Below are 25,074 nucleotides of genomic sequence, written 5' to 3' on the forward strand. Positions count from 1 at the left end.
ACCGCTGGGTAGGGTTCTGGCAATGTCTGTCGCGGGTGGTTCCTCAGGGTCGACGGATCATCGGACAGCGCCGCTGGCGTCATCGGTCCTCGGCATCGCGATCGTGGCGATCACCGGCATGCAGTTGATGTCGACGCTGGACGGCACGATCGTCATCGTTGCGTTGCCCCGCATGCAGGCCGATCTCGATCTCTCGGACGCAGGCAAGAGCTGGGTCATCACCGCGTATGTGCTGGCCTTCGGCGGCCTGTTGCTGCTCGGCGGGCGGGTCGGCGACGCGATCGGTCAGAAGCGAGCCTTCCTCTCCGGCGTCGGCATCTTCACCATTGCTTCGTTGATTTGCGGGCTCGCAGGCGACGAGTACACCCTGATCGTGGCGCGCGCCCTGCAAGGCGTCGGCGCCGCGGTGTCCGCCCCAACGGGGTTCGCCCTCATCGCGACCACCTACGCCGTGGGGCATGCCCGCAACCAGGCCATGGCGGTGTCGGCGGGCATGCAGGCCACCGGGTCGGTGCTTGGCCTGGTCCTAGGCGGCCTGTTGACGGTCATCTCGTGGCGGCTGGCATTTCTGATGAACGTGCCGATCGGGATCGTCATCATCGTGATCGCGTGGCTGCGGATCGGGGAGACTCACCACGAACGGCTCAAGCTCGACATCACGGGTGCCCTGCTGGCCACGCTGGGTTGCACGTCGGCGGTGCTGGTGTTCACCCAGGGCCCGCCGCGGGGTTGGCTCGATCCCTGGGTCGTCGGCGCGGCCGTCGCGTCGGGCGTGTTCTTCGTCTCGTTCCTGTTCGCCGAACGCACCGCCGAGAACCCGCTGGTGCCGTTCTCCGTGTTCAGCGACCGCAACCGCGTGATGACCTTCATCGCATGGTTCCTCGGGGGCGGGGTGCTACTCACGGTGACCGTCATGGTCGGGCTGCTGGCCCAGGACGTGCTCGGCTACTCGGCTCTGCGGGCCGGGATCTGCTTCCTCCCGTTCGCCGTCGCCGTCGGGGTCGGCAACGTGCTGGCCACCAAGCTGGCGCCGCGCTTTGCCCCACGCTGGCTGATCATCGGCGGCGGCCTGTACGTGCTGGCCGCCATGCTCTACGGGTCCACTCTGGATCGGACGATCCCGTACTTCCCCGACCTGTTCATCCCGATCGTGTTGGGCGGCTTCGGGATCGGCATCATCTCGGTGGTCTTGCCGCTGTGCGCGGTCGCCGGGGTTGGACCCCGTGAGATCGGCCCCGTCTCGGCCATCACCCTGATGGTGCAAAACCTCGGCGGCCCGCTGGTGCTGGTCGTCATCATGGCGGTGCAGACGTCTCGCACCCTCTATCTCGGCGGCACGACGGGCCCGGTGAAGAACATGACGCCAGCCCAGCTCGACGCGCTTGGCGAGGGCTATACCTATTCACTGCTGTGGGTCGCGGGCGTCTCCATCCTGGTTGGCATCGCAGCGTTCTGGATCGGCTTCTCGGCCCGCGACATCGCCAGGGCGCAGCACACGAAGGAAGCGGTCGAGGCCGGCGAGCTGTAGGTCGGGCTAGCGTGACGCCATGGCCGACCTCCTCACCCGTCAACGAATCTCCGACGCGATCGACCCCCTTGGCTGGCGGCTGATCCTCGGGGTGGCCGTCACCCACGTGGGGGTGTCTTCGCTCGCGGTCGCCGTCGATGCCGCATCGGTCGCGGTAGCCGCCGCTGGGGCCGGTGGCGACGGGCACCTGAGCCTCGATCTGTACGCCGACCGCGTCGTGCTGCGCCTGCACACCGCGGCCGCGGGTGCGGTCACCGAACACGACCTCGGGCTGGCACGCCGCGTGACCGAGGCCCTCGTCGCCCGGTCGCTGCCCTCCCAGCCGGGCGACGGCACCGTGGTGCCGCAGGCCATCGAGATCGCCATCGACGCTCTCGACATCCCGCTGATCAGGCCGTTCTGGCAGGCCGTTACGGGTTATGTGACCGAGTCTGGGCCGCCGGATCTGCCCGACGGCGCGCTGCTCGATCCACTCCGGCGCGGGCCCGCCATCTGGTTTCAGCAGATGGACGCCCCGCGCATCCAGCGCAATCGCATCCACCTCGACGTCGACGTTCCGCCCGAACTCGCCAGGCAGCGGATCGACGCGGCGCTCGCCGCGGGAGGCACGCTGCTGGCCGAGGACGCCGCGCCCGCGTTCTGGGTGCTGGCCGATCCCGAGGGCAACGAGGTGTGCGTGTGCACGTGGCAGGGTCGGGACTAGATGGCGCGGGTAGATAAGGTTGGCGGCTGTGATCACCCGCATGTCCGAACTGTTCCTGCGCACCCTGCGCGACGACCCCGCCGACGCCGAGGTGCCCAGCCACAAGCTGCTGATCAGAGCGGGCTACGTCCGTCCGCTCGGACCCGGGCTGTACAGCTGGCTGCCGCTAGGCCTGCGGGTGTTCCGCAAGATCGAGCAGATCGTCCGCGAGGAGATGAACGCCATTGGCGGGCAGGAGATCCTGCTTCCCGCCCTGCTGCCACGTGCACCCTATGAGACGACCAACCGCTGGACCGAGTACGGCGACAACCTGTTCCGCCTGAAGGATCGGCGCGGCAACGACTACCTGCTCGGACCCACCCACGAGGAAATCTTCACCCTCACCGTGAAGGGGGAGTACAGCTCCTACAAGGACTTCCCGCTGCGGCTCTACCAAATTCAGACCAAGTACCGCGACGAGGCCCGGCCACGCGCGGGCATCCTTCGCGGACGCGAGTTCGTGATGAAGGATTCCTATTCGTTCGACGTCGACGACGACGGGCTCAAGGCCGCTTACGATGCCCACCGCGAGGCGTACCAGCGGATCTTCGCGCGACTGAACGTCAAGTACGTCGTCGTGTCCGCGGTGTCCGGCGCGATGGGCGGTAGCGCCTCGGAGGAGTTCCTGGCCGAGAGCGAGGTCGGTGAGGACACGTACGTCCGTTGCCTGGAATCGGGCTACGCCGCCAACGTCGAGGCCGTGATCACCCAGCAGCCCGAATCGCTGCCCATCGAGGGACTACCAGCGCCGGTCGTCCACGACACCGCCGATACGCCCACCATCGCGACACTGGTGGAGTGGGCCAACGGCGCCGACCTTCCCGAGTTCGCGGGCCGCGACGTCACCGCCGCGGACACCTTGAAGAACGTGCTGCTGAAGGTTCGCGAACCCGGCGGCGAGTGGGAGCTGTTGGCCATCGGCGTCCCCGGTGACCGCGAGGTCGACGACAAGCGGTTGGGTGCGGCACTCGATCCGGCCGAATACGTCATGCTGCCCGCCGAGGACTTCCCGAAGTACCCATTCCTGGTGAAGGGCTACATCGGTCCGAAGGCTCTGCTGGCCAACGGTGTTCGCTTTTTGGTCGACCCACGCATCGTCGACGGGACGGCCTGGATCACCGGCGCCGACGCGAACGGCAAGCACGTCGTCGGCCTGGTCGCCGGACGCGACTTCATCCCCGATGGGACCATCGAGGCCGCCGAGGTGCGCGACGGCGACCCCTCGCCCGACGGTGCGGGTCCGCTGGTGTCGGCGCGGGGCATCGAGATCGGTCACATCTTTCAACTCGGCAAGAAGTATGCGGACGCCTTCACCGTTGACGTGCTCGGCGAGGACGGCAAGCCGCTGCGCCTGACGATGGGGTCCTATGGGGTCGGGGTGTCGCGGCTGGTGGCGGTCATTGCCGAGCAGAGCCACGATGACATCGGCCTGCGCTGGCCGTCTTCCGTGTCGCCCTTCGACGTGCACATCGTCATCGCCAACAAGGACGCCGAAGCACGTTCGGGGGCAACCGAACTCGCGAGTGAACTCGACCTGCTCGGTGTCGACCTGCTTCTCGACGACCGCAAGATGTCGCCGGGGGTGAAGTTCAAGGACGCCGAATTGCTTGGCGTGCCGTGGATCGTCGTGGTCGGCCGAGGTTGGGCGAACGGTGTCGTCGAACTGCGGAACAGGTTCACCGGAGAGGCCGAGGAGATCGCCGTCGATGGTGCGGCCGCGGCGATCGCGGCCAAGCTCGCGGGCTCGGCGGGCAGGAGCGCAGCGACTCGGGGCAGCATCCGCTGACTATTCGGTGCCGCCGGGGAACGCCACCGTGGTCGGTACGACGCCAAGCATCCCGCGCCACTTCGCTGCAGTCACCGCACACTGCTTCAAGCCGGTGACGGCGAGCTCGCGGTCGTCACCGGCCTTCGCCTGCTCGAGGACCGCCCGCCACGCCACGGCGGAGTCCTCCTCCATCCGCACGGCCAGCTTGGCCGCGTCGGTGGGATTGTCGACGACGAACGGGAGCTGGTACCCGACAGCGGGAACCGGCGGCGTCACGTGCCGAGCGATCAGCCTGGCGATCGCTTCCTCGCGCAGCTCGCGGTGCCCCGCCAGCGATGCGGACACCAGGTCGTTGGCGTCGGGCGTCGAATGCGCCGACACCAGGCCGTAGCCGTAGATGACTCCGTGTTCACCGGTGAGCGCGTCGTACATGGCGGCGTCGGCGGCATCCGAGGGTCGAGACGGAGTCGACGAGGGCGACGTGGAAGGACCGGTGGCCGGGGAGGTCATGACGTCGGCCCGGCATTGGCCAGTGCGACGGTGGTGGCCGCAGTGCACGCCGCCGCGATCGAGCCGAGCAGACCCGCCCGGTAGCCCGACTGCTGGGTCGCTAGCAGGGACGCGCCGTCGGCGGACTGCTCGAGGGCGGCGATCACGTCGGCGGCGGTGGGCGGCTTCGGCGGCGGGACAGACGTCGGGGTGGTGGCGGTGGAAGACGGTGACGTGGCAGCCGACGTCGTCGGCGCCTTGCCGGAAATCCTGGTGATCTCGTCGGTGAGCGCTTGAGCGTGTTCGGCCCGCTGTTGAGCGACGACCGTCAGCGTTGCGGCGATCTTGGGTGGCGCCGCTGCCGCCGCGTTGCCGGCGAGCTCGCTGTCGCCGCGCGCTCGTTCGAGCTGTCCGACGAGGGCATCGATGTCTTCTACCGGCGTGGTCGATCCGCAGGCTGTGGCGACGGTACCGCTCAGCAGCGCCAACGCCGCCGCGCCGACGAGCACACGGCGCCTGCTGACGGTGGGGAGAGCGCTCGGCACAGCAACATCCTGCCATCCCGCTCGCGCACGTCCGTCGGACGTCGATCCCCATCGCCGTGCTGGACGTTTGCCATTTGACGCTCCGCGGCTGGCGTATCGTTGACACTCGATTCCGCGCAATCTCGGCGGAATCGGGTCCGTACAACTCAAGACGAGGAGCTCACCGTGGCATCGGAGATTCCGCTACGGTCCGCGCGGTTGCCATCCCCGCCGCAGTTGATCGAGCTGCTCGAAGGCGAATTCGGGCGCGCGGGATACGACGTCGAGGACGTCGTCGTCGAATCGTCCGCCCGCCCGGCGCGCGTCGTCGTGATCGTCGATGGTGATCAGGGCCTCGATCTGGACTCCCTCGGTGCGTTGTCGCGGTTGGCCTCCGAACTGCTGGATCAGCTCGACGACTCCAACGAGAATGCCCCGTACCTCCTGGAAGTCACGTCGCGCGGGGTCGACCGCCCCCTCACGGCCGAGCGTCACTACCGCCGCGCCAAGGGGCGCAAGGTCGAGGTGACGCTGGCCGACGGCTCGCAGGTGACGGGCCGGCTGGGTGAGACGACCGACGGCATCGTGCGGCTGGTCGTCGCCGATCGTCGAGCAGCGCTGACCATTCGCGAACTTTCCATCGACGACGTCACCAATGCCGTTGTCCAGGTGGAGTTCTCACCGCCGAACCCACTCGAGCTCGAGTTGGCCGGGGTGTCTGGCAAGGAGGATCAAGAGTGAACATCGACATGGGTGCGCTGCACGCCATCGAAGTGGACCGGGGGATCTCGGTCGACGAACTGCTCGACACCATCAAGTCCGCGCTTCTCACCGCGTACCGGCACACCCAGGGCCACGAAGCCGAGGCCCGCATCGACATCGACCGCAAGAGCGGCATCGTCAAGGTGCTCGCAAGGGAGACCGACGACGACGGCAACCTGATCAACGAATGGGACGACACCCCAGAGGGTTTCGGCCGGGTCGCGGCCACCACCGCCCGCCAGGTGATGCTGCAACGCTTCCGTGACGCCGAAAACGAGCGGATGTACGGCGAATTCTCGGCGCGGGAGGGCGACATCGTCGGCGGCGTGGTCCAGCGGGACGCGCGGGAAAATGCGCGTGGCAACGTCATCGTGCGTCTCGGCACCGAGGCGAAGGGCTCCGAGGGCGTCATCCGGCCCGCCGAGCAGGTTCCGGGCGAGTCATACGAACACGGGGATCGGTTGCGCTGCTACGTGATCGGGGTGACTCGTGGGGTGCGCGAACCCAAGATCGAGTTGTCCCGCACCCATCCGAACCTGGTGCGCAAGCTGTTCTCGTTGGAGGTGCCGGAGATCGCCGACAACTCCGTCGAGATTGCCGCCGTCGCCCGAGAAGCCGGTCATCGGTCCAAGATCGCCGTGACCTCGCGTGTCTCGGGCCTCAACGCCAAGGGCGCCTGCATCGGTCCGATGGGGCAGCGGGTGCGCAACGTGATGAGCGAGTTGTCGGGGGAGAAGATCGACATCATCGACTTCGACGAGGACCCTGCGCGGTTCGTGGCCAATGCGCTGTCACCGGCCAAGGTCGTGTCGGTGTCGGTGATCGATGAGGCGGCGAGAGCGGCGCGCGTCGTGGTGCCCGACTTCCAACTGTCGTTGGCAATCGGCAAGGAAGGGCAGAACGCGCGGTTGGCCGCCCGCCTGACGGGCTGGCGGATCGACATTCGCAGTGATGCTGCGCCGTCGCCGTCTGACGAGGAGGCACCGCATGGCGCCTCTCGGGAGGGGTAGCGGGCACGCGTTTCTTTCTGCGGTGATCGTGACGGTAGAGTGAACCGTGATCCAGCGCGAGAGTTCGGCTCCCCGCGCGCGCCAGCACCAAAGTCCCGAAGGACCAGTGCGAACGTGCGTTGGATGCCGGAAGCGTGAGCTGGCCGTCGATCTGCTTCGAGTGGCCGCTGTTCGCGACGGAGATGGCAAATACGCCGTCGCCGTCGACGCAGCGGGTAATCTGCCCGGGCGGGGTGCATGGTTGCATCCCGACCAGCAGTGTCTACACCTGGCAATCCGGCGGCGGGCATTCGCTCGAGCGTTGCGCATCACCGGTTCGCCGGACACCTCCGCGGTGGTCGAGTTCTTCACTGAAGGTGAAACCTCGGTCCGCCCGGCAACAGAACAGGTAGCGAAGAACATGAGCACACCGTGAAGTTCCGATGACCATGCGTCATAGCTAAACCCGAGGCGCGGCCCACTGCTGTCGCCTCCACGATGAGGAGATGTAGTGGCAGGCAAGGCCCGCGTGCACGAGTTGGCTAAAGAACTCGGTGTCACCAGCAAGGAAGTACTCGCCCGGCTGAGCGAACAGGGCGAATTCGTCAAATCAGCATCGTCGACCGTTGAGGCGCCCGTCGCCCGCCGGCTCCGCGAGGCACTGGGCGGCGGCTCGAAGCCCGCGCCCGCAAAGACAGCAGCGGCAGCCCCCAAGGCGGCCGCTGCCGGCGCATCCACCAACGGTGGCGTGGCCACCGCGGGACCCAAGCCCGGCGGCCCCAAGCCCGCCGCGCCGCGTCCGCCCGCCGAGCCGGAGCCACCAGCTCCGCCGGCGCCGCCCGTCGTCGTGCCAGAGGTAGCCGCTGCACCGCCAGCCGCACCGCAGGCCGAGGCGACTCCCACCAGCCCGGCCGCACCCGCGGGTCCCGCAGGCCCCACTCCCGGCCCCCGACCGGGACCGGCGCCAAAGCCCGCAGGTCGCGCGCCCCGCGTCGGCAACAACCCCTTCTCGACACAGGTACCCGTCGAGCGGCCCGCCCCGCGTCCGCCGCAGGGTGCAGGCCCGCCCCGGCCGGGTGCTCCGCCCCGTCCCGGCGGTGGACCGCGTCCCGGCGCCACTCCCGGCAACATGCCCCCGCGTCCCCCCGGCGCACGTCCCGGCGCGGCCGGTCGTCCCGGTGGACCCCGCCCAGCCCCAGGTGCTCGTGGACCCGGCGGTGGCGGCGGTCGTCCCGGTGGTCCCCCCGGTGCAGGTGGCGGCGGTAACTACCGCGGTGGCGGCGCCGGTGGCGCCGGTGCCCCAGGTGGCGCTCCCGCCGGCGGTTTCCGTGGCCGCCCAGGTGGCGGTGGCGGCGGTGGCCGTCCCGGCCAGCGCGGTGGCGCGGCAGGTGCATTCGGTCGTCCCGGTGGCGCGGTCCGTCGTGGTCGCAAGTCGAAGCGGGCAAAACGCGCTGAATACGAGAACATGCAGGCGCCGGTCGTCGGTGGCGTGCGGTTGCCGCACGGCAACGGCGAGACCATCCGGTTGGCCCGTGGCGCATCGCTGGTGGACTTCGCCGACAAGATCAACGCCAACCCGGCCGCTCTGGTCCAGGCGCTGTTCAACCTCGGTGAGATGGTCACCGCTACCCAGTCGGTAGGCGACGAGACGCTCGAGCTGCTCGGCGGCGAGATGAACTACGTCGTGCAGGTCGTGTCCCCGGAGGACGAGGACCGCGAGCTGCTGTCGTCGTTCGACCTGACCTACGGCGAGGACGAGGGCGACGAGGACGATCTCGAGTTCCGTCCGCCGGTCGTGACCGTCATGGGCCACGTCGACCACGGCAAGACGCGACTGCTGGACACGATCCGCAACGCCACGGTCCGTGAGGGCGAGGCGGGTGGCATCACCCAGCACATCGGCGCCTACCAGGTGCTCACCGAACTGGACGGCAACGAGCGACTGGTCACCTTCATCGACACGCCGGGTCACGAGGCGTTCACCGCCATGCGTGCCCGTGGTGCGAAGGCCACCGACATCGCCATCCTGGTGGTCGCCGCCGACGACGGCGTCATGCCGCAGACGGTGGAGGCCATCAACCACGCGCAGGCGGCCGACGTGCCGATCGTGGTGGCGGTCAACAAGATCGACAAGGAAGGTGCCGACCCGGCGAAGATCCGGGCACAGCTCACCGAGTACAACCTCGTTGCCGAGGAGTACGGCGGCGACACCATGTTCGTCGACATCTCGGCCAAGCAGGGCACCAACATCGACGCGCTGCTTGAAGCGGTCCTCTTGACCGCCGACGCCTCGCTGGACCTGCGGGCCAACCCCGACATGGAGGCCCAGGGCGTCGCGATCGAAGCGCACCTGGACCGTGGCCGTGGGCCCGTTGCCACCGTGCTCATTGCGCGCGGCACGCTGCGGGTCGGCGACTCGATCGTCGCCGGCGACGCCTATGGGCGCGTTCGACGGATGGTCGACGAACATGGCGAGGACGTCGAGGAGGCGACCCCGTCGCGTCCGGTCCAGGTCATCGGCTTCACGTCGGTACCGGGCGCCGGTGACAACCTGCTCGTCGTCGACGAGGACCGGATCGCTCGTCAGATCGCCGACCGGCGTAGTGCGCGCAAGCGCAATGCCCTGGCGGCGCGGACCCGCAAGCGCATCAGCCTGGACGATCTGGATGCGGCGCTGAAGGAAACCAGCCAGCTGAACCTGATCCTGAAGGGCGACAACTCGGGCACCGTGGAGGCGCTCGAGGAGGCCCTGCTTGGCATCGACATCGGCGACGAGGTCGAACTCCGCGTGATCGACCGCGGGGTTGGTGGCGTCACCGAGACCAACGTCAACCTGGCGTCGGCGTCGAACGCGATCATCATCGGGTTCAACGTTCGCGCGGAGGGCAAGGCCACCGAGCTGGCCACCCGCGAGGGTGTCGACATCCGGTACTACTCGGTGATCTACCAGGCCATCGACGAGATCCAGGCGGCCCTGAAGGGCATGCTCAAGCCGATCTACGAGGAGAAGGAGCTCGGCCGCGCCGAGATCCGGGCGATCTTCCGGTCGTCCAAGGTCGGCAACATCGCAGGCTGCCTCGTCACCTCGGGCATCATCCGTCGCAACGCGAAGGCGCGCCTGCTGCGTGACAACGTGGTGGTGGCCGAGACCGTCACCATCTCGTCGCTCAAGCGCGAGAAGGACGACGCCACCGAGGTCCGCGACGGCTACGAGTGTGGTCTTACCTTGACGTACAACGACATCAAGGAAGGCGACGTCATCGAGGCGTACGAGCTCGTCGAAAAAGAACGCGTCTAATGGTTGATGTTGGGAGGGCGCGCAAGCTCTCCAAGCGCATCGGCACCATCGTCGCCTCGGCCATCGAGTTCGAGATCAAGGATCCGCCCCTGGCCTTCGTGACCGTCACGGACACGAAGGTCACGGGGGACCTGCACGACGCGACGGTGTTCTACACGGTCCGTGGTGAGACCCTTGCCGACGAACCCGACTACGAAGGTGCGGCTGCGGCGCTGGAACGCGCCAAGGGCATCCTGCGGTCCAAGGTCGGAGCGGGCACGGGGGTTCGGTTCACGCCGACGCTGGCGTTCGTGCTGGACAAGTTGCCCGACACCGCGCGTGACATGGAAGATTTGTTGGCTCGGGCGCGTCAGGCGGATGCCGATCTGGCGCGAATTCGGCAGGGTGCCACTCCGGCAGGTGACGCTGACCCGTACCGTGTGACGGGGGCGGAGGAAGTAAGCGGGGGCGCCGAGGAAGAACCTGTCGTGCTTGATCCTGAGGACACCTATGACCGCGATCGACCCGAAGACTGAGGTAACCCGGTCATCGATGCGCGTCGATGGTCGGGGAGCTGCAGAGCTTCTCGACGCGGCGGAGTCCGTCAGCGTGGTGTGCCACGTCTATCCGGATGCCGACACCATCGGCGCTGGTCTAGCGCTTGCCCTCGTCCTCGAGCGGTCGGGCAGGCGGGTCGAGGTCGGCTTCGCAACGCCGGCGGTCCTTCCCGAGTCGCTGCAGTCGCTGCCCGGTGGGCATCTGCTGGTCGACCCCGATGCGATGCGCCGCGACAGCGATCTGGTGGTCACCGTCGACATCCCGAGCATCAATCGGCTCGGTGCGTTGCAGGCGCTTGCCGAATCGGGTCGTGAGGTTCTGGTGATCGATCACCACGCCTCCAACCAACTGTTCGGCACGGCCAACTACGTCGATCCGTCCGCTGATTCGACGACCATGCTCGTTGCGGAGTTGCTGGACGCGTGGGGTAAGCCGATCGATCAACGCGTCGCGCACTGCCTGTACGCCGGTTTGATCACCGATACCGGATCGTTCCGGTGGGCCAGTGTCCGCGCGCATCTGCTGGCGGCTCGACTCCTCGAGATCGGCGTCGACAACGCCACGATCAGTCGCACTCTGCTGGACACCCACCCCTTCTCCTGGCTTCCGATGCTGTCCGACGTCCTGTCGTCGGCGCGACTGTTGCCTGACGCCGTGAACGGACGCGGTCTGGTGTATGCCATTGTGGGACACCAGGAATGGCGCAGTGCGCGGCCCGAAGAAGTCGAAAGCATCGTCGACATCGTCCGCACCACGGCTCAGGCCGAGGTCGCTGCCGTCTTCAAGGAAATCGAGCCGCAACACTGGACGGTGTCGATGCGCGCCAAGTCCGAGGTCGACCTCGCTGCCGTCGCGAGCGCCTTCGGTGGTGGCGGCCACCGACTCGCGGCCGGCTACTCGGCGACCGGACCGGTGGACGCCGTCGTGAAGGCACTGGAGACCGCACTTGGGTGAGCCGTCCGACGGCGGGCCGCCTACCGACGCGCGATTGCACGCGGACGGCACCGTTTGCATGGAGGGCTCGCAGGTCGTTCCGGACGGCTTCGAGGCGTGTTGTGACCGCTTCCTGAACTCGACCACGGCCTGCTCGGTGGACGTCAGGTTCGAGTGGTGGGAGAGCCACGACGGGTGGTACGTCATCATCGCCGACGGCGGTCATAGTGGGTTGCACTTCAGTTTTTGCCCCTTCTGCGGAAGTCGGCTCGCAGGCCAACATCCGGCATGAGTTCCATTGGAAGACAGCCGGTTCCGGCGACCGGCCGACGCATCGCCGGGCTGGCGCTGCCCGCACTCGGGGTGCTCGCCGCCGAACCCGTCTACCTGTTGTTCGACCTCGCGGTGGTGGGGCGTCTCGGCGCGGTGGCACTGGCCGGTCTGGCCATCGGCGGACTGATTCTTTCGCTGGTCTCCTCGCAGCTGACGTTCCTCTCGTACGGGACGACGGCGAGGGCCGCACGTTACTTCGGCGCGGGTGACCGCGCCTCCGCCGTCGGCGAGGGGGTGCAGGCCACCTGGCTCGCCATCGCGCTCGGGACGGTCGTCGTCGCCGTCGTCCAGGCGGCGGCAGTACCACTTCTGACGTTGATCGCAGACGGCGGCGAGATCGCCGAGACGGCGCTGCCATGGCTTCGGATCGCGATCTTCGGTGCGCCGGCCATCCTCATCTCCCTGGCGGGCAACGGCTGGATGCGCGGGGTGCAGGACACCGCGCGGCCGCTGCGATACGTGGTTGCGGGCTTCGCGCTCTCGGCCGTGCTGTGCCCGACGCTGGTGTACGGCTGGCTGGGGATGCCGCGCATGGGGGTCAGCGGGTCAGCGGTGGCCAACCTAGCCGGGCAGTCGCTTGCTGGCGTGCTGTTCTGCCGGGCGCTGCTGGCTGAGCGGGTGCCGCTGCGCGTGGATGTCGCGGTGCTGCGCGCACAGGTGGTGATGGGCCGCGATCTCGTCGTGCGCACGCTGGCGTTCCAGGCGTGCTTCGTCTCCGCTGCCGCGGTGGCGGCCCGGTTCGGTGCGGCCGCGGTCGCCGCGCATCAGGTGGTGCTTCAGCTGTGGAGTTTCCTTGCCCTGGTTTTGGATTCGCTGGCGATCGCGGCCCAGTCGCTCGTCGGGGCGGCCCTCGGCGCTGGCCAATTGGCGCACGCCAAGTCGGTCGCCTGGCGGGTGACGATCTTCTCGACGGTCGCCGCGGCCGTGCTCGCCGCCGTCTTCGCGGCAGGCGCGTCGGTGTTTCCGCACCTGTTCACCTCGGACCGTTCGGTGCTTGAGGTGATCGGCGTGCCATGGTGGTTCCTGGTGGCGCAGTTGCCCATTGCCGGAGTCGTGTTCGCGCTCGACGGCGTGCTGCTCGGCGCGGGGGACGCCAGGTTCATGCGCAACGCGACACTGGCCAGTGCGCTCGTCGGCTTCCTGCCGTTGATCTGGTTGTCGCTGATCTTCGGCTGGGGGCTGGTCGGGATCTGGTCGGGTCTCACGACGTTCATGCTGCTGCGGCTGGTGTTCGTCGGGTGGCGCGCGTTCTCCGGTCGCTGGCTGGTGGCCGGGACCGGCTAAGCCGAATCCCCGACGGCGCGTGCGCCGCCGGGGACCCGCAACGATCCTGGCCTATCCGGCGGCGGTGACGTCCTGCTCGACGTGGCCGAACTCCACTGACTTCCCGTCGAACTGGCCCTTGCACGACAACACCACGTGGTAGGTCGCCAACAGTGGCGGGGCCAGCGTGCTGAAGCTCGTCGACCCGTTGGGTCCGAGGTCGAACGACTTGTTGACTGCGGGAAGCAGCGGCGCAGTCGCCTTGTACGAGCACGTACCGGGAATCTCCGCGCTACTCGCGATGTCCACGTTTGCGCTGACGCCCGATATCGCGATGCTCATCGTGACGGCGTTGGTTGGTGCCACCTTCTTGGGTGCATCGGGGACGACGACGGGCGGGGGCGCGACGACGGGCGGCGGTGCAACGACGGGCGGGGGTGGCGCGGCCTTGACCGGCGGCGTGTAGTTGACGTGCGCAAACGGGGTGCACCAGTCACCCTCGAGGTCCTTCTTGCGGCACGCCTGGACTCCGAAACCGCTCTGGAAGGTCGTGTCCAAACCTACCCTGGCGGTCTGGCCGTTGATGCACTTGAAGTCGAGTTCAACTTGCTCTCCACCGCTGTCGTACCGGTAGTGCATGGCGTCGACGACGTAGTCGCCGTTGACACGGGGACAGCCGCCGATGACGCAGGTCGCGTGAATGTCGCTGTCTTGACTGCAGGACGACGTCAGCCCGTTCGACAGCGTGTCCGCGGATGCGACCGGCATCGCCAGCAATCCCGGCGTCATGGCGAAGGCCACCGCTGCGATGGCGAGCACCGGACCCAATCGTCTCTTGGACATGTCTTCTTCCCCCATGGTTGGCGCCCAATCTTCGGTTGAGCGCGTGTGGGGTCAAAATTAACGTTGTGGACGGTCGGACATATCGGGTGTTTCCCTATGATCCGGCCAACACGCCCAGCTGACTCACGTCTTGTACGCGATGACCGCCCAGCCATGGGGATTGGTGCGCACGTCGATCCGTTCGAAGCCCGCCGTCGTCAGCCGCTCCGGCAGCGAGGCGGGGTCGACGGGGTTGTAGGTGTCGTCCGTGTGGTGTGCGGCCAACTCGTCGCTGCCGAGACTGTCGCTGGCCACCAGCGGCGATCCAGGGCGTAGGACGCGGGCGACCTCGGCGAACAGCCGGTCCTGCAATTCGGTGGTCGGTACGTGGTGCAGCATCGTGAAACTTGCTGCGCCGGAGAATCTTCCGTCGTCGTAGGCCAGTGCGGTGGCGTCGCCGTTGACGATCTCGACCGAAGGGACCTCGGCGAAGCGCTCACGCAGCATCGCGACGAGTTCGTCATCGATCTCGACCGAAGTCAGGTGTGGCACCTTCTGGCCGAGCACGTCGGTGGTGGCTCCGTAGCCGGGGCCCACCTCCAGCACGTCGTCGCCGAGGTTGGTGTCACCGAGGGCCCACGGCAGGATCACCTCGCGAATGGCTTGGCGCCATTCATCGCTGCCGCACATCTCGTGCGCCTCGTTCATGGCGGCAGCCTACGCCCGGCCGATCGCCGACGGTGACGTCCACTTGCGGTCGCGAGCGTGCGTCGGATGCCAGGAACAGCGGTGTGTCGGCGTGCCGACACGCACGCTCGCGGGGGAGAGGGAGAGGGGGAGGGGGTCAGCGGAGCTGTGAGCGGCCGCGTTCGAGGACGGCCGACCTGTTGGCGGCGATGTCGTCGCCGGTCGCGACCTGCATCCACTGCTTGGCCGACGTGGCCTCGATCCACAGGCCGGCGCTGGTCTGCTGTTCGTCGATGCGGTGGTAGGACCCGAGTAGCGCGCGCACCGCCTCTTGGTTGTTGCCGACGATGGCCGCCGCTACCTTGCGTGCCGCGGGGAGGAGGGCGTCGTGGGCGACGACCTCGGTCACCAACCCGGCGCGCAGTGCGTCCTCGGCAGACAGGTAATCGCCGGTCAGGCTCATGCGGCGGGCCAGCCCAACGCCGACCTTCTGTGGCAGGCGCACGCTTAGCCCCCACGTCGGCAGCAGCCCGACGCGGGCGTGGGTGTCGGCGAATCGGGCCTGCTCCGAGGCGATCAGGATGTCGCAGTACAGCGCCAGTTCGAGGCCGCCGGTGACGGCCGCCCCGTTGATCGCCCCGATGACCGGCTTGTTCATCGCGGGCCACTTGGGCGAGATGTCGGGAAGCTCGGTGGCGTCACCGAGCTCCTTGAGGTCAAGACCCGCACAGAACACGGGGTCGGCGCCGGTGAGGATGACGACGTCCACGTCGTCATCGGCCTCTGCCTCGCGCAGCGCCGCATAGAACTGGGTCCGCAACGCGGTCGACAGGGCGTTGCGTGCCTGCGGCCGGTTCAGGGTCAGCGTGCGGACGCGGTCGGTGGTGTCGATCAACAGGGGGCTGTCGTGTTCTGTGGTCGGCATGTCCATCACCGTATCGACCCGTCGACCTATGGTTGAAGGCATGTGCAGGAACATCACCGAGTTGCGCGGCCTCGAACCTTCGGCCACGGCCGAGGAGATCGAAGCCGCATCACGCCAGTACGTCCGCAAGGTCAGCGGCATCACCCGCCCCACGGCCGCCAACACCGAGGCCTTCGAGGAGGCGGTCGCCGAGGTGACGGCCACCACGACGCGACTGCTGAGCGCGCTGCCTCCGCGCCGGCAGCCGCCGAAGACGGTGCCGCCGCTGCGTCGGCCAGAGGTGCGCGCCAGACTCGCCGCGCAGTGAGCACGCCCGCACTCAAGGAGTGGAGTGCGGCCGTGCACGCGATGCTCGACGGGCGTCAGACGGTGCTGCTGCGCAAGGGTGGCATTCACGAGAAGCGCTTCGACCTCGCCGCAGGGGAGTTCGTGTTCTTTCCGACGATCGCCCACGGACATGCCGAGCGCGTCCGTCCCGAACATCGCGACCTGCTCGACGCCGCCGGATCCGACAGTGCCGAGGACGAGTTCGTCGTGAGGGCGGCCGCGAAGGTGGTTGCCGCCGTGGCCGTCAATCGTCCAGACGGACTCGACGATCTGTTGGACACCCACATTTGGACGGCGGAGTCGGTGCGCTCCGATCGGCTGGACTTCCGGCCGAAACATCGGCTGACGGTGTTGGTGGTGCAGGCCCGCCCGTTGGCCGAACCGCTGCGACTGCCCAGAGAATCGGCATACGCGGGCTGCAAGAGCTGGGTCGAGTTACCGCTGCAAGCGGACTGGGCCGAACCCGTGCACGACGACGCGACGCTTTCTGCGATCGCCGCCAGGGTGACGGCGTCAGTCGGTTGACGGCGGTTGCGGACCCGCTGGGAGTACCAGCCGCGACAGGCCGCCCGCACCGTGGTGCACGGTGTGGTTGGCGGGTGTCATCGTCGTTCCCGAGATCGGCGGCTCGTCGGTACCGAGGTTGCGGACGAATCGCGGGTGCGAACCCCCCGCAATCATGACCCGCAGCCGGGCGCCCGCCCGGAATCGGTAGGCGACGGCGTCGAGTTCGAGTCGCACGACGCCGGAGTCAGTGGTGAGCCTGACGAAGCCCTCGCTGACGTTGGTCGATCGCCCCTTCCCGTCGACGTCGCTCAACCGGACGAAGACGTCGTTGTAGGGGATGTCGCACGAATGGGCAAGTTCGATGACGGGATTCCCGACGACGTAGAGGTCGGTGGCCAGTGGCTCACCGGTGAAGTCGGCGGTGTCGGGCCGCACCGAGAGTCGGGTGTCGTCCCGGTAGCCACCCTCGGGTGAGAGCAGCCGACCGCCGACGGTGGGCGTGGGGTTGGCTGGGTCGAAGGTGAACGTCGACGGCGGGGCCGACGCGTCGGGCGGGGAGTCCGAAAGCCGATGTGCGGGTTGTAGATACACCACGTGCTCGGCCATCACAGGCGGCCAGGTCGGAAGTTCGGTCCAGTCGCCGTTGGTGACGTAGGCCCGCACCGGACTACGAGGTGTCGCCGGCTTGCCGCCGAGGTGGGTGTCGAGCCAGGACAGCGACTCCCGGATGACGACTGGGGCCCCCTTCGTCATCAGCTGGGTGTGCGTCCAAGGACCGACAGTCAGGGCCGTCGTGACGTCACGCCCGCGCAAGTGCTGGAACTGCGTCAGGGTCTGCTCGAGGAACAGGTCCTGCCACCCGCTGAACAGCAGCACGGGGACGTCGACGCGGTCCAGGGCATCGGTCAGGCGGAGATCTGCCCAGAAGGGATGGTCGCGCTCGGGGTGCTCGATCCAGGACTCCCACCATGGTGCGCCCGCGCCGAGCAACGTCCGACCCGACGCGCCCATCGGCACCTGGTTGGCGGTGTGCGCCACTCGCCGCCGGGACCGACCCTGCTGCAGCGCGCCGAGAAGTCGGTTCTCCTCCTGGTGGGACATCATGTCGCTCCACCCGAGGAAGTCGTTGATGGTGAACGCGCCCGTGCCCCAACTGGACTCACTGAAGTCGTGTGGGCCGACGATGATGACCGCGGCCGCCATCTCCGGCGGGGGGTCCATCAGAAGGGCCCACTGTGTGAAGCCGAGGTAGGAAAGGCCGATCGTCGCGAACGACCCGGTGAACCACCCCTGGCTGCGCAGCCAGGCCGCCGTGTCCGCCCCGTCGGCCACCTCGTGGACCATCGGCGTGAAGTCGCCGCCGGACCCAAATGTGCCGCGCACGCTCTGGATGATCACGTGGTAACCGCGGGCGGCGTAGACCGCGCCGAACAGATTCGAGAACGGAAAGGCACGGCCGTACGGGCAGCGGACGAGCAGCGTTCCCGCGGGCGTGGCGGTCTGCGGCGCGTAGTGGTCGGCGATCAGATCGACGCCGTCGCGCATCGGTACCCGCAACCCTCTGATTACGGTGTAGTCCGTCGTCGGCGGTGGCAGCTTCAGTACTCGGCTGAGGGCGTGAGAGGTGAGGCGTTTGGCGCTCATTGGTCGAACCACGCCTTGCACGTTACGCAAACGGGGCGACGGCTAAAACTTGTAGAACGGCACCAGCTGCTGGGCGCGCTGGAGATTGGTCTGCATGCAGTCCACGTCGTCGGCGCTGTAGACCGGTGCGTAGAACAGCGATTGCTGGAGGACGCCGTAGCTGGTGTCGAACGCGATCATGCAGCTGAACCAGAAGCGGTTGTTGCGGTCCGACGGCTTCAGGATCCAGTACTGCGCGGCACGGTGGCCCGCGATGTCCATCTCGACGGCGTCAGCGGGCAGCGTTTGTTCGTAGGTTCGCCAGACGAAGGCCTCGACGGCCATCTGGTAATTGCCTGCGTCGTAATGACACCGCAGGCCGTCCTCGTGCTCCGGCGGGGTGAAGCCCAGCCCGAGACCGTTGATGACGTCGATGGGGATGTCCTCGCACGCGTCGAACGGACTCGGGTCGACGGTTTGGATCACGGGCCATTTGATGCTGCTGGAGACGCCGCTCATGGGTGCCGACGTGGATCTCAGCTCGACGGAGCCGGCGTCGGGGACGGTGATCGGATTGCTCTGCCAGACGACTATCACCGCCGCTACCAGGGCGCACATCGCCGACAGCAGGCGCATCTTGCCGATCACACCCCTCGGGGCACCCCGCTTACGCTCGTTGTCCATTGCGGGGAGTGTACAAGTCCCAAACCCCCGCCCGGACCGGAAAGCAGAACATGTTCTAGTTGCCGGGCGAGCGTCCTGCGCTGGCGCAAGTAGGCTGATCCGTTGTGTCTCCGCTGTCACAGGACCGTCGCCATCCCACGCTCTGGGCGATCAGCGACCTCCACATCGGTCATACCGGTAACAAGCCCGTCACCGAGTCGCTGCACCCCTCGTCGCCGGACGACTGGTTGATCGTCGCCGGTGACGTCGCCGAGCGCACCGACGACATCCGTTGGTCACTGGATCTGCTGCGCAAACGATTCGCCAAGGTCATCTGGGTGCCGGGCAACCACGAGCTGTGGACGACGGCCAAGGACCCGATGCAGATCTTCGGTCGGGCGCGCTACGACTACCTCGTCAACATGTGCGACGAGATGGGCATCGTGACCCCCGAGCACCCCTTCCCGGTGTGGACCGAGGAGGGCGGGCCGGCGACCATCGTGCCGATGTTCCTGCTGTACGACTACTCGTTCCTGCCCGAGGGCACGGCGACCAAGGCAGAGGGGCTCGCCATCGCCCGTGAGCGCAACGTGGTCGGCACCGACGAGTTCCTGTTGTCTGCCGAGCCTTACGCGACCCGCGATGCGTGGTGCCGTGATCGCGTCAAGCTGACGCGGGCCAAGCTCGAGGACCTCGACTGGCTGACGCCGCCGATCCTGGTCAATCACTTCCCGCTGGTGCGCGATCCCTGCGATGCGATGTTCTATCCCGAGTTCGCGCTGTGGTGCGGCACCACCGCGACGAAGGACTGGCATACCCGTTACAACGCCCTGTGCTCGGTGTACGGCCACCTCCACATTCCGCGCACCACCTGGTACGACGGTGTGCGGTTCGAGGAGGTGTCGGTCGGCTATCCACGGGAATGGCGCCGCCGCAAGCCATATCGATGGATGCGACAGATACTGCCCGACCCCAACTACCCGCCCGGTTACCTCAACGAGTTCGGCGGCCACTTCGAGATCACCCCCGAGATGCGAGCGGGCGCGGAGAAGATGCAGGCACAGATCAAGCGCAGGCGAGAGTGACGGGCCGACTGTTGTCGGGCCTGGTGCCGTCGCCGATCGCATCGGCCGAGCTGTACGACGATCCACCGGATCTGGCGCCGTTGTCCGAGGAGGAGCCGCTCATCGCCCGCTCGGTGGCCAAGCGGCGCAACGAGTTCATCACCGTCCGCCATTGCGCACGCCTGGCGCTCGGTGACCTCGGGTTGCCTGCGGTGCCGATCCTCAAGGGGGACAAGGGCGAACCGTGCTGGCCCGACGGGGTGGTCGGCAGCCTGACGCACTGCGAGGGTTTCCGCGGTGCCGTCGTCGGGCGGGCGGTCGACGTCCGTTCCGTCGGCATCGACGCCGAACCCCATGCCGTGCTGCCGAACGGGGTCCTCGACGCCATCAGCCTGCCCGCCGAACGCAGCGAGCTGGCGACCCTCCCCGGCGGAGCCCACTGGGACCGAATCCTGTTCTGCGCCAAAGAGGCGACGTACAAGGCGTGGTTTCCGCTGACGCACCGGTGGTTGGGCTTCGAAGACGCCCACATCACGTTCGCCGTCGACGGATCCGGTAGCGCAGGCACATTCGAGTCGCGGATCCTGATCGACCCGGCCGCGGAGTCAGGCCCGCCGCTGACCGCGCTGTCGGGCCGCTGGTCGGTGGGCGAGGGTCTGGTGCTGACGGCGATCGTGCTGTGAGTCCCGCTCCCGGACTGGTGATCGTCGACAAGCCGGCCGGCATGACCAGCCACGACGTGGTGGGCCGCTGCCGGAGGTTCTTTGGCACTCGCAAGGTGGGCCACGCCGGGACCCTGGATCCGATGGCGACCGGGGTGCTGGTCGTTGGCATCGAGCGCGCCACCAAGATTCTCGGTCTGCTGACGGCGACCGACAAGTCCTACGCAGGCACCATCCGGCTGGGGCAGACCACGTCCACCGAGGACGCCGAAGGCGAAGTGCTCCAGACGGTTTCGGCAGTCCACCTCACCGATGCCGCGATCGAAGCAGCCATTGCCGGGTTGCGGGGTCCCATCGATCAGATCCCTTCGGCGGTGAGCGCGATCAAAGTCAACGGTCAACGCGCCTACAAGCTGGCGCGCGAGGGCCAAACGGTTGAACTGGCCGCCCGCCGGGTGCGGATCGAACGATTCGACGTCGTCGCCGTCCGTCGGACCGGCGGCTTCGTCGACGTGGACGTGGACGTCGACTGCTCGTCGGGTACCTACATTCGGGCGCTGGCACGTGACGTCGGCATGACGCTCGGCGTCGGCGGCCACCTCACCGCGCTGCGCCGCACCAGGGTCGGCCGGTACGGGCTGGCCGAGGCGCACACGCTCGATCAGCTGGCCGAGTCGCCGCAGTTGAGCCACACCCTGGACGAGGCGTGTCTGCTGGGCTTTCCCCGGCGCGACCTCACCGACGCGGAGTCGGAGTCGGCGTCGAACGGACGCGCCCTGGCGCCGATCGGCATCGACGGTGTGTACGCCGCCACCGCGCCCGACGGCCGGGTGATCGCACTGCTCGCCGACGACGGGTCGCGGACGCAGTCGATCGTCGTGATCCGGCCCTCGACGCTGTAGGAGTCGGTCAGACCACCCAAATCGCTTCTGCCGCAGGGTTTCCCAGTTCGACGGTATTTTCCGGAAGCTCTGGGTCGGCCAGGGTCCCCGGGCTTGCGATGGCCACCGAGATCATGCCCGCGAAGTCGCGACGGGCCAGCACCCGAAGCCGCGAGTCCAAACTGATGCCGACGCTGTCGAAGTAGCGGAGCATCTCTGGGTCGGCGTCGGAGATGCGCGCCACCGTGCCCGCGTCCCCGTTCTTGCATACCGAGAGTTGGCGTGCCGGTGGTGTCGGCACCTCGCCGTCCGCCGCCGGGATGGGATCACCGTGGGGGTCGCGGGTGGGGTATCCGAGTTTGGCGTCGATGCGGTCCAGCATTCGGTCGGAAACGGCGTGCTCGAGGATCTCGGCCTCGTCGTGCACTTCGTCCCAGCCGTAGCCGAGCTCGCGCACCAGGAAGGTCTCCATCAGCCGGTGGCGCCGCACCATCGCGAGCGCCGCAATACGGCCCGCGGCGGTCAGCGACACACCGCCGTACTTCTCGTGGTCGACGAGGCCCTGGTCGGCGAGCTTGCGAATGGACTCCGACGCCGTACTGGCGGACACCCCGATGCGCTCGGCCAGCATCTTGGTGCTGACCTTGTCCACAGACCATTCCTGGGCCGTCCAGATGACCTTCAGGTAGTCCTGGGCAACCGACGACAAGTCTCGAGTGGTGTCGTCGGGGCTCATAACAAGAGAAGTTTAGGCAATCCGCCGCCCATCCGGGCATCTAGCGGCGCCAGTCACTCTGGCGCGTCGTAGGCTTGCCGTCGTGCAGCGCTGGCGGGGCCAAGACGAGATCCCCACGGACTGGGGCAGATGTGTCGTCACCATCGGTGTGTTCGACGGTGTCCACCGCGGGCATGCCGAGCTCATCAACCACGCGGTGAAGGCGGGCCGGTCCCGCGGGGTGCCGACGGTGTTGATGACGTTCGACCCCCATCCGATGGAGGTCGTGTTTCCCGGTAGCCACCCCGCCCAGTTGACCACCCTGACCCGGCGCGCCGAGCTGGTCGAGGAGATGGGCGTCGACGTGTTCCTCGTCATGCCGTTCACCTCGGACTTCATGAAGCTGACGCCCGAGCGGTACATCCACGAACTCCTCGTCGAACGCCTGCACGTCGTCGAGGTCGTCGTCGGTGAGAACTTCACCTTCGGCAAGAAGGCGGGCGGCAACGTCAGCATGTTGCGCAAGGCCGGCGAACGGTTCGGGTTCGCCGTGGAGAGCATGTCGTTGGTGTCCGAGCACCACATCGATCGCGATAGGGAACGGAACGTGACGTTCTCGTCGACGTACATCCGATCCTGCGTCGATGCCGGTGACGTCGTCGCTGCGGCCGAGGCGCTTGGCAGGCCCCATCGCGTCGAGGGCGTAGTGGTGCGCGGCGACGGCCGCGGCAAGGGTCTGGGGTTTCCGACCGCCAACGTCGCACCCCCGATGTATTCGGCGATTCCAGCCGACGGCGTCTACGCCGCGTGGTTCACCGTCCTTGGCCACGGCCCCGTCATGGGCACCGTCACGCCCGGTGAGCGGTATCAGGCTGCGGTTTCGGTCGGCACCAATCCCACGTTCTCGGGTCGCACCCGCACCGTCGAGGCCTTCGTCCTCGACACGCAGGCCGACCTCTATGGCCAGCACGTCGCCGTCGACTTCGTCGCCCGCGTCCGCGGCCAGGAGAAGTTCGGCTCGATCGACGAGCTCGTCGTGGCAATGGAAGGCGACACGGCGCGGGCCCGCACGATCTTGGCCGCGCAGTGACGATTCGTTTCGCGCGCTAAGGCGCTGTTAGACTCTCCGGCGACCCAGCGTGCGCTGCAGTTCGCGGCGGCCGCGCCTCAGTTGTAATTCGCGAACCCATGGATGGAGTTTGTTTCATGTCGCTCACCACCGAGCAGAAAAAAGAGATCCTCGGCCAGTACGGTCTTCACGAGACCGACACCGGCTCGCCGGAAGCCCAGATCGCGATGCTGACCAAGCGCATCTCCGATCTGACCGAGCACCTCAAGATGCACAAGCACGACCACCACTCGCGGCGCGGACTGCTGCTGCTCGTTGGTCGTCGTCGTCGCCTGCTCAAGTACATCGCCCAGGTCGACGTGGCGCGCTACCGCTCGTTGATCGAGCGCCTGGGCTTGCGCCGCTAATTCGAGTGAGGACCCTTCCCCCGGGCGCCGTCATGGCGTCCGCGTTGGTCCTTGCGGCCATGGCGTTGGCGGGGTGCTCGTCCGCCGCCGCCGCGGACATGCAGGTGGGGGATTGCCTCAAGGTGGGCGGTCCGCCGGACCGGCCGGAGACCTCCAAGGTGCAGTGCGGCAGCCCAGAGTCCAACTTCAAGGTGGTCGGCTCCGTCGAGTCCACTGATCAATGCCCGACGGACGTCGATTCCTACTATTCGATGCGCAGTTCGTTCAGCGGCTCGGGATCGACCATCTGCATGGACATCGACTGGGTGGTCGGCGGTTGCATGAGCATCGACCCGGAGAACGACCGCGACCCCATCCGGGTCGACTGCAACGACGCGTCCGCGCCGAATCGTCAGCGCGCCACGCAAGTCATGCAGAAGGTCGCCAACGTCGACCAGTGCGCGACCGGCCTCGGCTACGCCTATGACGAACGCCAGTTCACGGTGTGCGTCGAGGACGTGTCGTAGCGCCGGACTTGGCGTGTCTGGCAATTGCCGCCATGTAACATGGACGTGTTTTGAGTCCCAATCGGCAATCCGATCGGCTCAGGACGACAGGTGCGGCTCGCGCATATCCGCGTGCACCGTTCCAGTGCGTCACCGTCAGTGCCCGCCTTTGAATGGGCGGTCTTCGGTAGTGGCTGCCGGACCTTCCCTGAATGTTTGGGGCGGCGTCCGGCCGCTTCGATCGATGGCCGTCGGCATTTTCCGGGTGCTCGCGTGTGAGGTGCAAAAAAAGGGGTGCGAAACAGCACCACACGAGAACCAAAGAGGCCTGACACACGTATGTCTGCAACTGAAATAGAAGATGGCGTATTCGAATCGACCGCCGTCATCGACAACGGGAGCTTCGGCACCCGCACCATCCGCTTCGAGACCGGCCGACTGGCCAAGCAGGCCGCCGGCTCCGTCGTCGCCTACCTCGACGACGAGACGATGCTCCTTTCGGCCACCACGGCCAGCAAGACCCCGAAGGACCACTTCGACTTCTTCCCGCTGACGATCGACGTCGAAGAGCGGATGTACGCCGCGGGACGCATCCCCGGCTCGTTCTTCCGTCGCGAGGGCCGTCCCTCCACCGACGCGATCCTGACCTGCCGTCTGATCGACCGGCCGCTGCGCCCGACGTTCATCTCGGGTCTGCGCAACGAGATCCAGGTCGTCGTCACGATCCTGAGCCTGGATCCCAAGGATCTGTACGACGTGCTGGCCATCAACGCCGCGTCCGCGTCGACGCAGATCTCCGGCATTCCGTTCTCCGGTCCCGTCGGCGGCGTGCGCGTCGCCCTGATCTCCACTCCTGAAAACAAGGGAGGCCAGTGGGTGGCCTTCCCGACCGTCGAGCAGCTCGAAGGCGCCGTGTTCGACATGGTGGTCGCGGGCCGCAAGGCAGGCGATGACGTGGCGATCATGATGGTCGAGGCCGAGGCCACCGACAACGTCATCGAGCTGATCGCCGGTGGCGCCGGAGCGCCTACCGAGAGCGTCGTTGCCGAGGGCCTCGAGGCCGCCAAGCCG

27 protein-coding genes and 1 pseudogene are annotated in these 25,074 nt (G+C 67.5%); 20 read left to right on the forward strand and 8 right to left on the reverse strand.

The genetic code is table 11. The annotated features are described in order from the left end of the window. The first annotated feature begins 22 nt into the window (after positions 1 to 22). The 3 genes from QOD90_RS04105 to QOD90_RS04115 are packed head-to-tail and all read left to right on the forward strand — an operon-like array spanning position 23 to position 4,056. Complete coding sequence (locus QOD90_RS04105) at positions 23 to 1,528, forward strand: MFS transporter (protein WP_526346945.1); 1,506 nt, start codon at positions 23 to 25, stop codon at positions 1,526 to 1,528. Between the two features lie 19 nt (positions 1,529 to 1,547). After that, entirely contained in the window at positions 1,548 to 2,231 is a 684-nt protein-coding gene (locus QOD90_RS04110) for a VOC family protein (RefSeq protein WP_526346947.1), read from the forward strand. 28 nt (positions 2,232 to 2,259) lie between these two features. Beyond that, positions 2,260 to 4,056: a proline--tRNA ligase gene (locus QOD90_RS04115; protein WP_526346949.1), complete on the forward strand. Its 1,797-nt coding sequence runs from the start codon at positions 2,260 to 2,262 to the stop codon at positions 4,054 to 4,056. On the opposite strand, the gene QOD90_RS04120 is transcribed toward QOD90_RS04115, so the two are convergent. Beyond that, positions 4,057 to 4,548 (reverse strand): ferritin-like domain-containing protein, encoded by a 492-nt coding sequence (locus tag QOD90_RS04120; protein WP_526346951.1) that lies wholly within the window; start codon positions 4,546 to 4,548, stop codon positions 4,057 to 4,059. It abuts the gene before it with no gap. After that, the gene (locus QOD90_RS04125; protein ID WP_526346953.1) at positions 4,545 to 5,072 is read right to left on the reverse strand and encodes a hypothetical protein; all 528 of its coding nucleotides are present in this window, start codon (positions 5,070 to 5,072) and stop codon (positions 4,545 to 4,547) included. Before QOD90_RS04125 ends, QOD90_RS04120 begins: the two co-directional genes overlap by 4 nt. Positions 5,073 to 5,237: 165 nt before the next feature. Here QOD90_RS04125 and rimP point away from each other — a divergent pair, with 165 nt between their 5' ends. The 8 genes from rimP to QOD90_RS04165 all read left to right on the forward strand — a co-directional run bounded on the left by rimP (position 5,238) and on the right by QOD90_RS04165 (position 13,187). Beyond that, complete coding sequence (gene rimP, locus QOD90_RS04130; protein ID WP_526346955.1) at positions 5,238 to 5,792, forward strand: ribosome maturation factor RimP; 555 nt, start codon at positions 5,238 to 5,240, stop codon at positions 5,790 to 5,792. After that, entirely contained in the window at positions 5,789 to 6,823 is a 1,035-nt protein-coding gene (gene nusA / locus QOD90_RS04135; RefSeq protein ID WP_526346957.1) for a transcription termination factor NusA, read from the forward strand. The genes rimP and nusA overlap by 4 nt, the downstream gene beginning before the upstream one ends. Positions 6,824 to 6,929: 106 nt before the next feature. Beyond that, positions 6,930 to 7,238, forward strand: coding sequence for a DUF448 domain-containing protein (locus QOD90_RS04140; protein ID WP_526346959.1), 309 nt, complete (start codon positions 6,930 to 6,932; stop codon positions 7,236 to 7,238). Positions 7,239 to 7,313: 75 nt separating this feature from the next. Further along, positions 7,314 to 10,100, forward strand: a complete 2,787-nt coding sequence (infB, locus tag QOD90_RS04145) for a translation initiation factor IF-2 (protein ID WP_526346961.1) — start codon at positions 7,314 to 7,316, stop codon at positions 10,098 to 10,100. Next, complete coding sequence (rbfA, locus tag QOD90_RS04150; protein WP_526346963.1) at positions 10,100 to 10,615, forward strand: 30S ribosome-binding factor RbfA; 516 nt, start codon at positions 10,100 to 10,102, stop codon at positions 10,613 to 10,615. Before infB ends, rbfA begins: the two co-directional genes overlap by 1 nt. Beyond that, positions 10,590 to 11,591 carry a DHH family phosphoesterase gene (locus tag QOD90_RS04155; protein ID WP_526346965.1) on the forward strand — a complete coding sequence of 334 codons (1,002 nt, stop codon included), beginning with the start codon at positions 10,590 to 10,592 and terminating at the stop codon, positions 11,589 to 11,591. Before rbfA ends, QOD90_RS04155 begins: the two co-directional genes overlap by 26 nt. A 58-nt stretch (positions 11,592 to 11,649) precedes the next feature. Beyond that, complete coding sequence (locus QOD90_RS04160) at positions 11,650 to 11,862, forward strand: DUF6980 family protein (protein ID WP_526346967.1); 213 nt, start codon at positions 11,650 to 11,652, stop codon at positions 11,860 to 11,862. Further along, entirely contained in the window at positions 11,859 to 13,187 is a 1,329-nt protein-coding gene (locus tag QOD90_RS04165; RefSeq protein WP_526346969.1) for an MATE family efflux transporter, read from the forward strand. The genes QOD90_RS04160 and QOD90_RS04165 overlap by 4 nt, the downstream gene beginning before the upstream one ends. A gap of 51 nt (positions 13,188 to 13,238) precedes the next feature. Here QOD90_RS04165 and QOD90_RS04170 read toward each other — a convergent pair whose 3' ends face one another. The 3 genes from QOD90_RS04170 to QOD90_RS04180 all read right to left on the reverse strand — a co-directional run bounded on the left by QOD90_RS04170 (position 13,239) and on the right by QOD90_RS04180 (position 15,600). Then, on the reverse strand, positions 13,239 to 14,009 hold the full coding sequence (locus QOD90_RS04170; protein WP_526346971.1) for a hypothetical protein: 771 nt from the start codon (positions 14,007 to 14,009) through the stop codon (positions 13,239 to 13,241). 123 nt (positions 14,010 to 14,132) lie between these two features. Next, entirely contained in the window at positions 14,133 to 14,696 is a 564-nt protein-coding gene (locus QOD90_RS04175) for a class I SAM-dependent methyltransferase (protein WP_526346973.1), read from the reverse strand. Positions 14,697 to 14,832: 136 nt separating this feature from the next. After that, entirely contained in the window at positions 14,833 to 15,600 is a 768-nt protein-coding gene (locus tag QOD90_RS04180; RefSeq protein ID WP_526346975.1) for an enoyl-CoA hydratase, read from the reverse strand. A gap of 40 nt (positions 15,601 to 15,640) precedes the next feature. On the opposite strand from QOD90_RS04180, the gene QOD90_RS04185 reads away from it, so the two are divergent. Both QOD90_RS04185 and QOD90_RS04190 read left to right on the forward strand, forming a co-directional pair. Further along, the gene (locus QOD90_RS04185) at positions 15,641 to 15,907 is read left to right on the forward strand and encodes a DUF2277 domain-containing protein (protein WP_526346977.1); all 267 of its coding nucleotides are present in this window, start codon (positions 15,641 to 15,643) and stop codon (positions 15,905 to 15,907) included. After that, positions 15,904 to 16,452 (forward strand): DUF1802 family protein, encoded by a 549-nt coding sequence (locus QOD90_RS04190; protein ID WP_526346979.1) that lies wholly within the window; start codon positions 15,904 to 15,906, stop codon positions 16,450 to 16,452. Before QOD90_RS04185 ends, QOD90_RS04190 begins: the two co-directional genes overlap by 4 nt. Here QOD90_RS04190 and QOD90_RS04195 read toward each other — a convergent pair. Both QOD90_RS04195 and QOD90_RS04200 read right to left on the reverse strand, forming a co-directional pair. Next, positions 16,441 to 18,078, reverse strand: coding sequence for a CocE/NonD family hydrolase (locus QOD90_RS04195; protein ID WP_526346981.1), 1,638 nt, complete (start codon positions 18,076 to 18,078; stop codon positions 16,441 to 16,443). The two genes, QOD90_RS04190 and QOD90_RS04195, sit on opposite strands and share 12 nt — an antisense overlap. Positions 18,079 to 18,120: 42 nt before the next feature. Beyond that, positions 18,121 to 18,705 carry a DUF3558 domain-containing protein gene (locus tag QOD90_RS04200; RefSeq protein ID WP_526346993.1) on the reverse strand — a complete coding sequence of 195 codons (585 nt, stop codon included), beginning with the start codon at positions 18,703 to 18,705 and terminating at the stop codon, positions 18,121 to 18,123. A 140-nt stretch (positions 18,706 to 18,845) separates the two neighbouring features. Between QOD90_RS04200 and pptH the strand changes: the two genes are divergently transcribed. Genes pptH through truB form a run of 3 tightly spaced genes read left to right on the forward strand, consistent with a single transcriptional unit; the run spans position 18,846 to position 21,348 of the window. Beyond that, complete coding sequence (gene pptH, locus QOD90_RS04205) at positions 18,846 to 19,805, forward strand: ACP phosphodiesterase PptH (RefSeq protein ID WP_526346983.1); 960 nt, start codon at positions 18,846 to 18,848, stop codon at positions 19,803 to 19,805. Beyond that, positions 19,802 to 20,467, forward strand: a complete 666-nt coding sequence (pptT, locus tag QOD90_RS04210) for a 4'-phosphopantetheinyl transferase PptT (RefSeq protein ID WP_526346985.1) — start codon at positions 19,802 to 19,804, stop codon at positions 20,465 to 20,467. Before pptH ends, pptT begins: the two co-directional genes overlap by 4 nt. Beyond that, complete coding sequence (gene truB, locus QOD90_RS04215) at positions 20,464 to 21,348, forward strand: tRNA pseudouridine(55) synthase TruB (RefSeq protein WP_526346987.1); 885 nt, start codon at positions 20,464 to 20,466, stop codon at positions 21,346 to 21,348. Before pptT ends, truB begins: the two co-directional genes overlap by 4 nt. Positions 21,349 to 21,355: 7 nt before the next feature. Here truB and mntR read toward each other — a convergent pair whose 3' ends face one another. Then, the gene (gene mntR / locus QOD90_RS04220) at positions 21,356 to 22,063 is read right to left on the reverse strand and encodes a manganese-binding transcriptional regulator MntR (RefSeq protein ID WP_526346989.1); all 708 of its coding nucleotides are present in this window, start codon (positions 22,061 to 22,063) and stop codon (positions 21,356 to 21,358) included. Positions 22,064 to 22,145: 82 nt separating this feature from the next. Here mntR and QOD90_RS04225 point away from each other — a divergent pair, with 82 nt between their 5' ends. From QOD90_RS04225 to QOD90_RS04240, 4 genes and pseudogenes are all read left to right on the forward strand, one after another. Then, positions 22,146 to 23,132 (forward strand): bifunctional riboflavin kinase/FAD synthetase, encoded by a 987-nt coding sequence (locus tag QOD90_RS04225; RefSeq protein WP_526346991.1) that lies wholly within the window; start codon positions 22,146 to 22,148, stop codon positions 23,130 to 23,132. Positions 23,133 to 23,248: 116 nt separating this feature from the next. Then, entirely contained in the window at positions 23,249 to 23,518 is a 270-nt protein-coding gene (rpsO, locus tag QOD90_RS04230; protein ID WP_140688001.1) for a 30S ribosomal protein S15, read from the forward strand. Between the two features lie 32 nt (positions 23,519 to 23,550). Then, positions 23,551 to 24,024 (forward strand): LppU family putative lipoprotein, encoded by a 474-nt coding sequence (gene lppU, locus QOD90_RS04235; RefSeq protein ID WP_526346995.1) that lies wholly within the window; start codon positions 23,551 to 23,553, stop codon positions 24,022 to 24,024. A gap of 318 nt (positions 24,025 to 24,342) precedes the next feature. Next, positions 24,343 to 25,074, forward strand: a pseudogene (locus tag QOD90_RS04240) (polyribonucleotide nucleotidyltransferase); the annotation flags it as partial.

The organism is Mycobacterium sp. (genome assembly GCF_032161845.1).
GTDB lineage: Bacteria > Actinomycetota > Actinomycetes > Mycobacteriales > Mycobacteriaceae > Mycobacterium.

Excerpts from the sequence above, each read along its gene's own strand:
- QOD90_RS04105 (WP_526346945.1), top strand. The coding sequence starts at position 23 with ATGTCTGTCGCGGGTGGTTCCTCAGGGTCGACGGATCATCGGACAGCG.
- QOD90_RS04110 (WP_526346947.1), top strand. The coding sequence starts at position 1,548 with ATGGCCGACCTCCTCACCCGTCAACGAATCTCCGACGCGATCGACCCC.
- QOD90_RS04120 (WP_526346951.1), bottom strand. The coding sequence starts at position 4,548 with ATGACCTCCCCGGCCACCGGTCCTTCCACGTCGCCCTCGTCGACTCCG.
- rbfA (WP_526346963.1), top strand. The coding sequence starts at position 10,100 with ATGGTTGATGTTGGGAGGGCGCGCAAGCTCTCCAAGCGCATCGGCACC.
- QOD90_RS04155 (WP_526346965.1), top strand. The coding sequence starts at position 10,590 with ATGACCGCGATCGACCCGAAGACTGAGGTAACCCGGTCATCGATGCGC.
- QOD90_RS04160 (WP_526346967.1), top strand. The coding sequence starts at position 11,650 with ATGGAGGGCTCGCAGGTCGTTCCGGACGGCTTCGAGGCGTGTTGTGAC.
- QOD90_RS04165 (WP_526346969.1), top strand. The coding sequence starts at position 11,859 with ATGAGTTCCATTGGAAGACAGCCGGTTCCGGCGACCGGCCGACGCATC.
- QOD90_RS04170 (WP_526346971.1), bottom strand. The coding sequence starts at position 14,009 with ATGTCCAAGAGACGATTGGGTCCGGTGCTCGCCATCGCAGCGGTGGCC.
- QOD90_RS04175 (WP_526346973.1), bottom strand. The coding sequence starts at position 14,696 with ATGAACGAGGCGCACGAGATGTGCGGCAGCGATGAATGGCGCCAAGCC.
- QOD90_RS04180 (WP_526346975.1), bottom strand. The coding sequence starts at position 15,600 with ATGCCGACCACAGAACACGACAGCCCCCTGTTGATCGACACCACCGAC.
- QOD90_RS04185 (WP_526346977.1), top strand. The coding sequence starts at position 15,641 with ATGTGCAGGAACATCACCGAGTTGCGCGGCCTCGAACCTTCGGCCACG.
- QOD90_RS04195 (WP_526346981.1), bottom strand. The coding sequence starts at position 18,078 with ATGAGCGCCAAACGCCTCACCTCTCACGCCCTCAGCCGAGTACTGAAG.
- mntR (WP_526346989.1), bottom strand. The coding sequence starts at position 22,063 with ATGAGCCCCGACGACACCACTCGAGACTTGTCGTCGGTTGCCCAGGAC.
- rpsO (WP_140688001.1), top strand. The coding sequence starts at position 23,249 with ATGTCGCTCACCACCGAGCAGAAAAAAGAGATCCTCGGCCAGTACGGT.
- lppU (WP_526346995.1), top strand. The coding sequence starts at position 23,551 with ATGGCGTCCGCGTTGGTCCTTGCGGCCATGGCGTTGGCGGGGTGCTCG.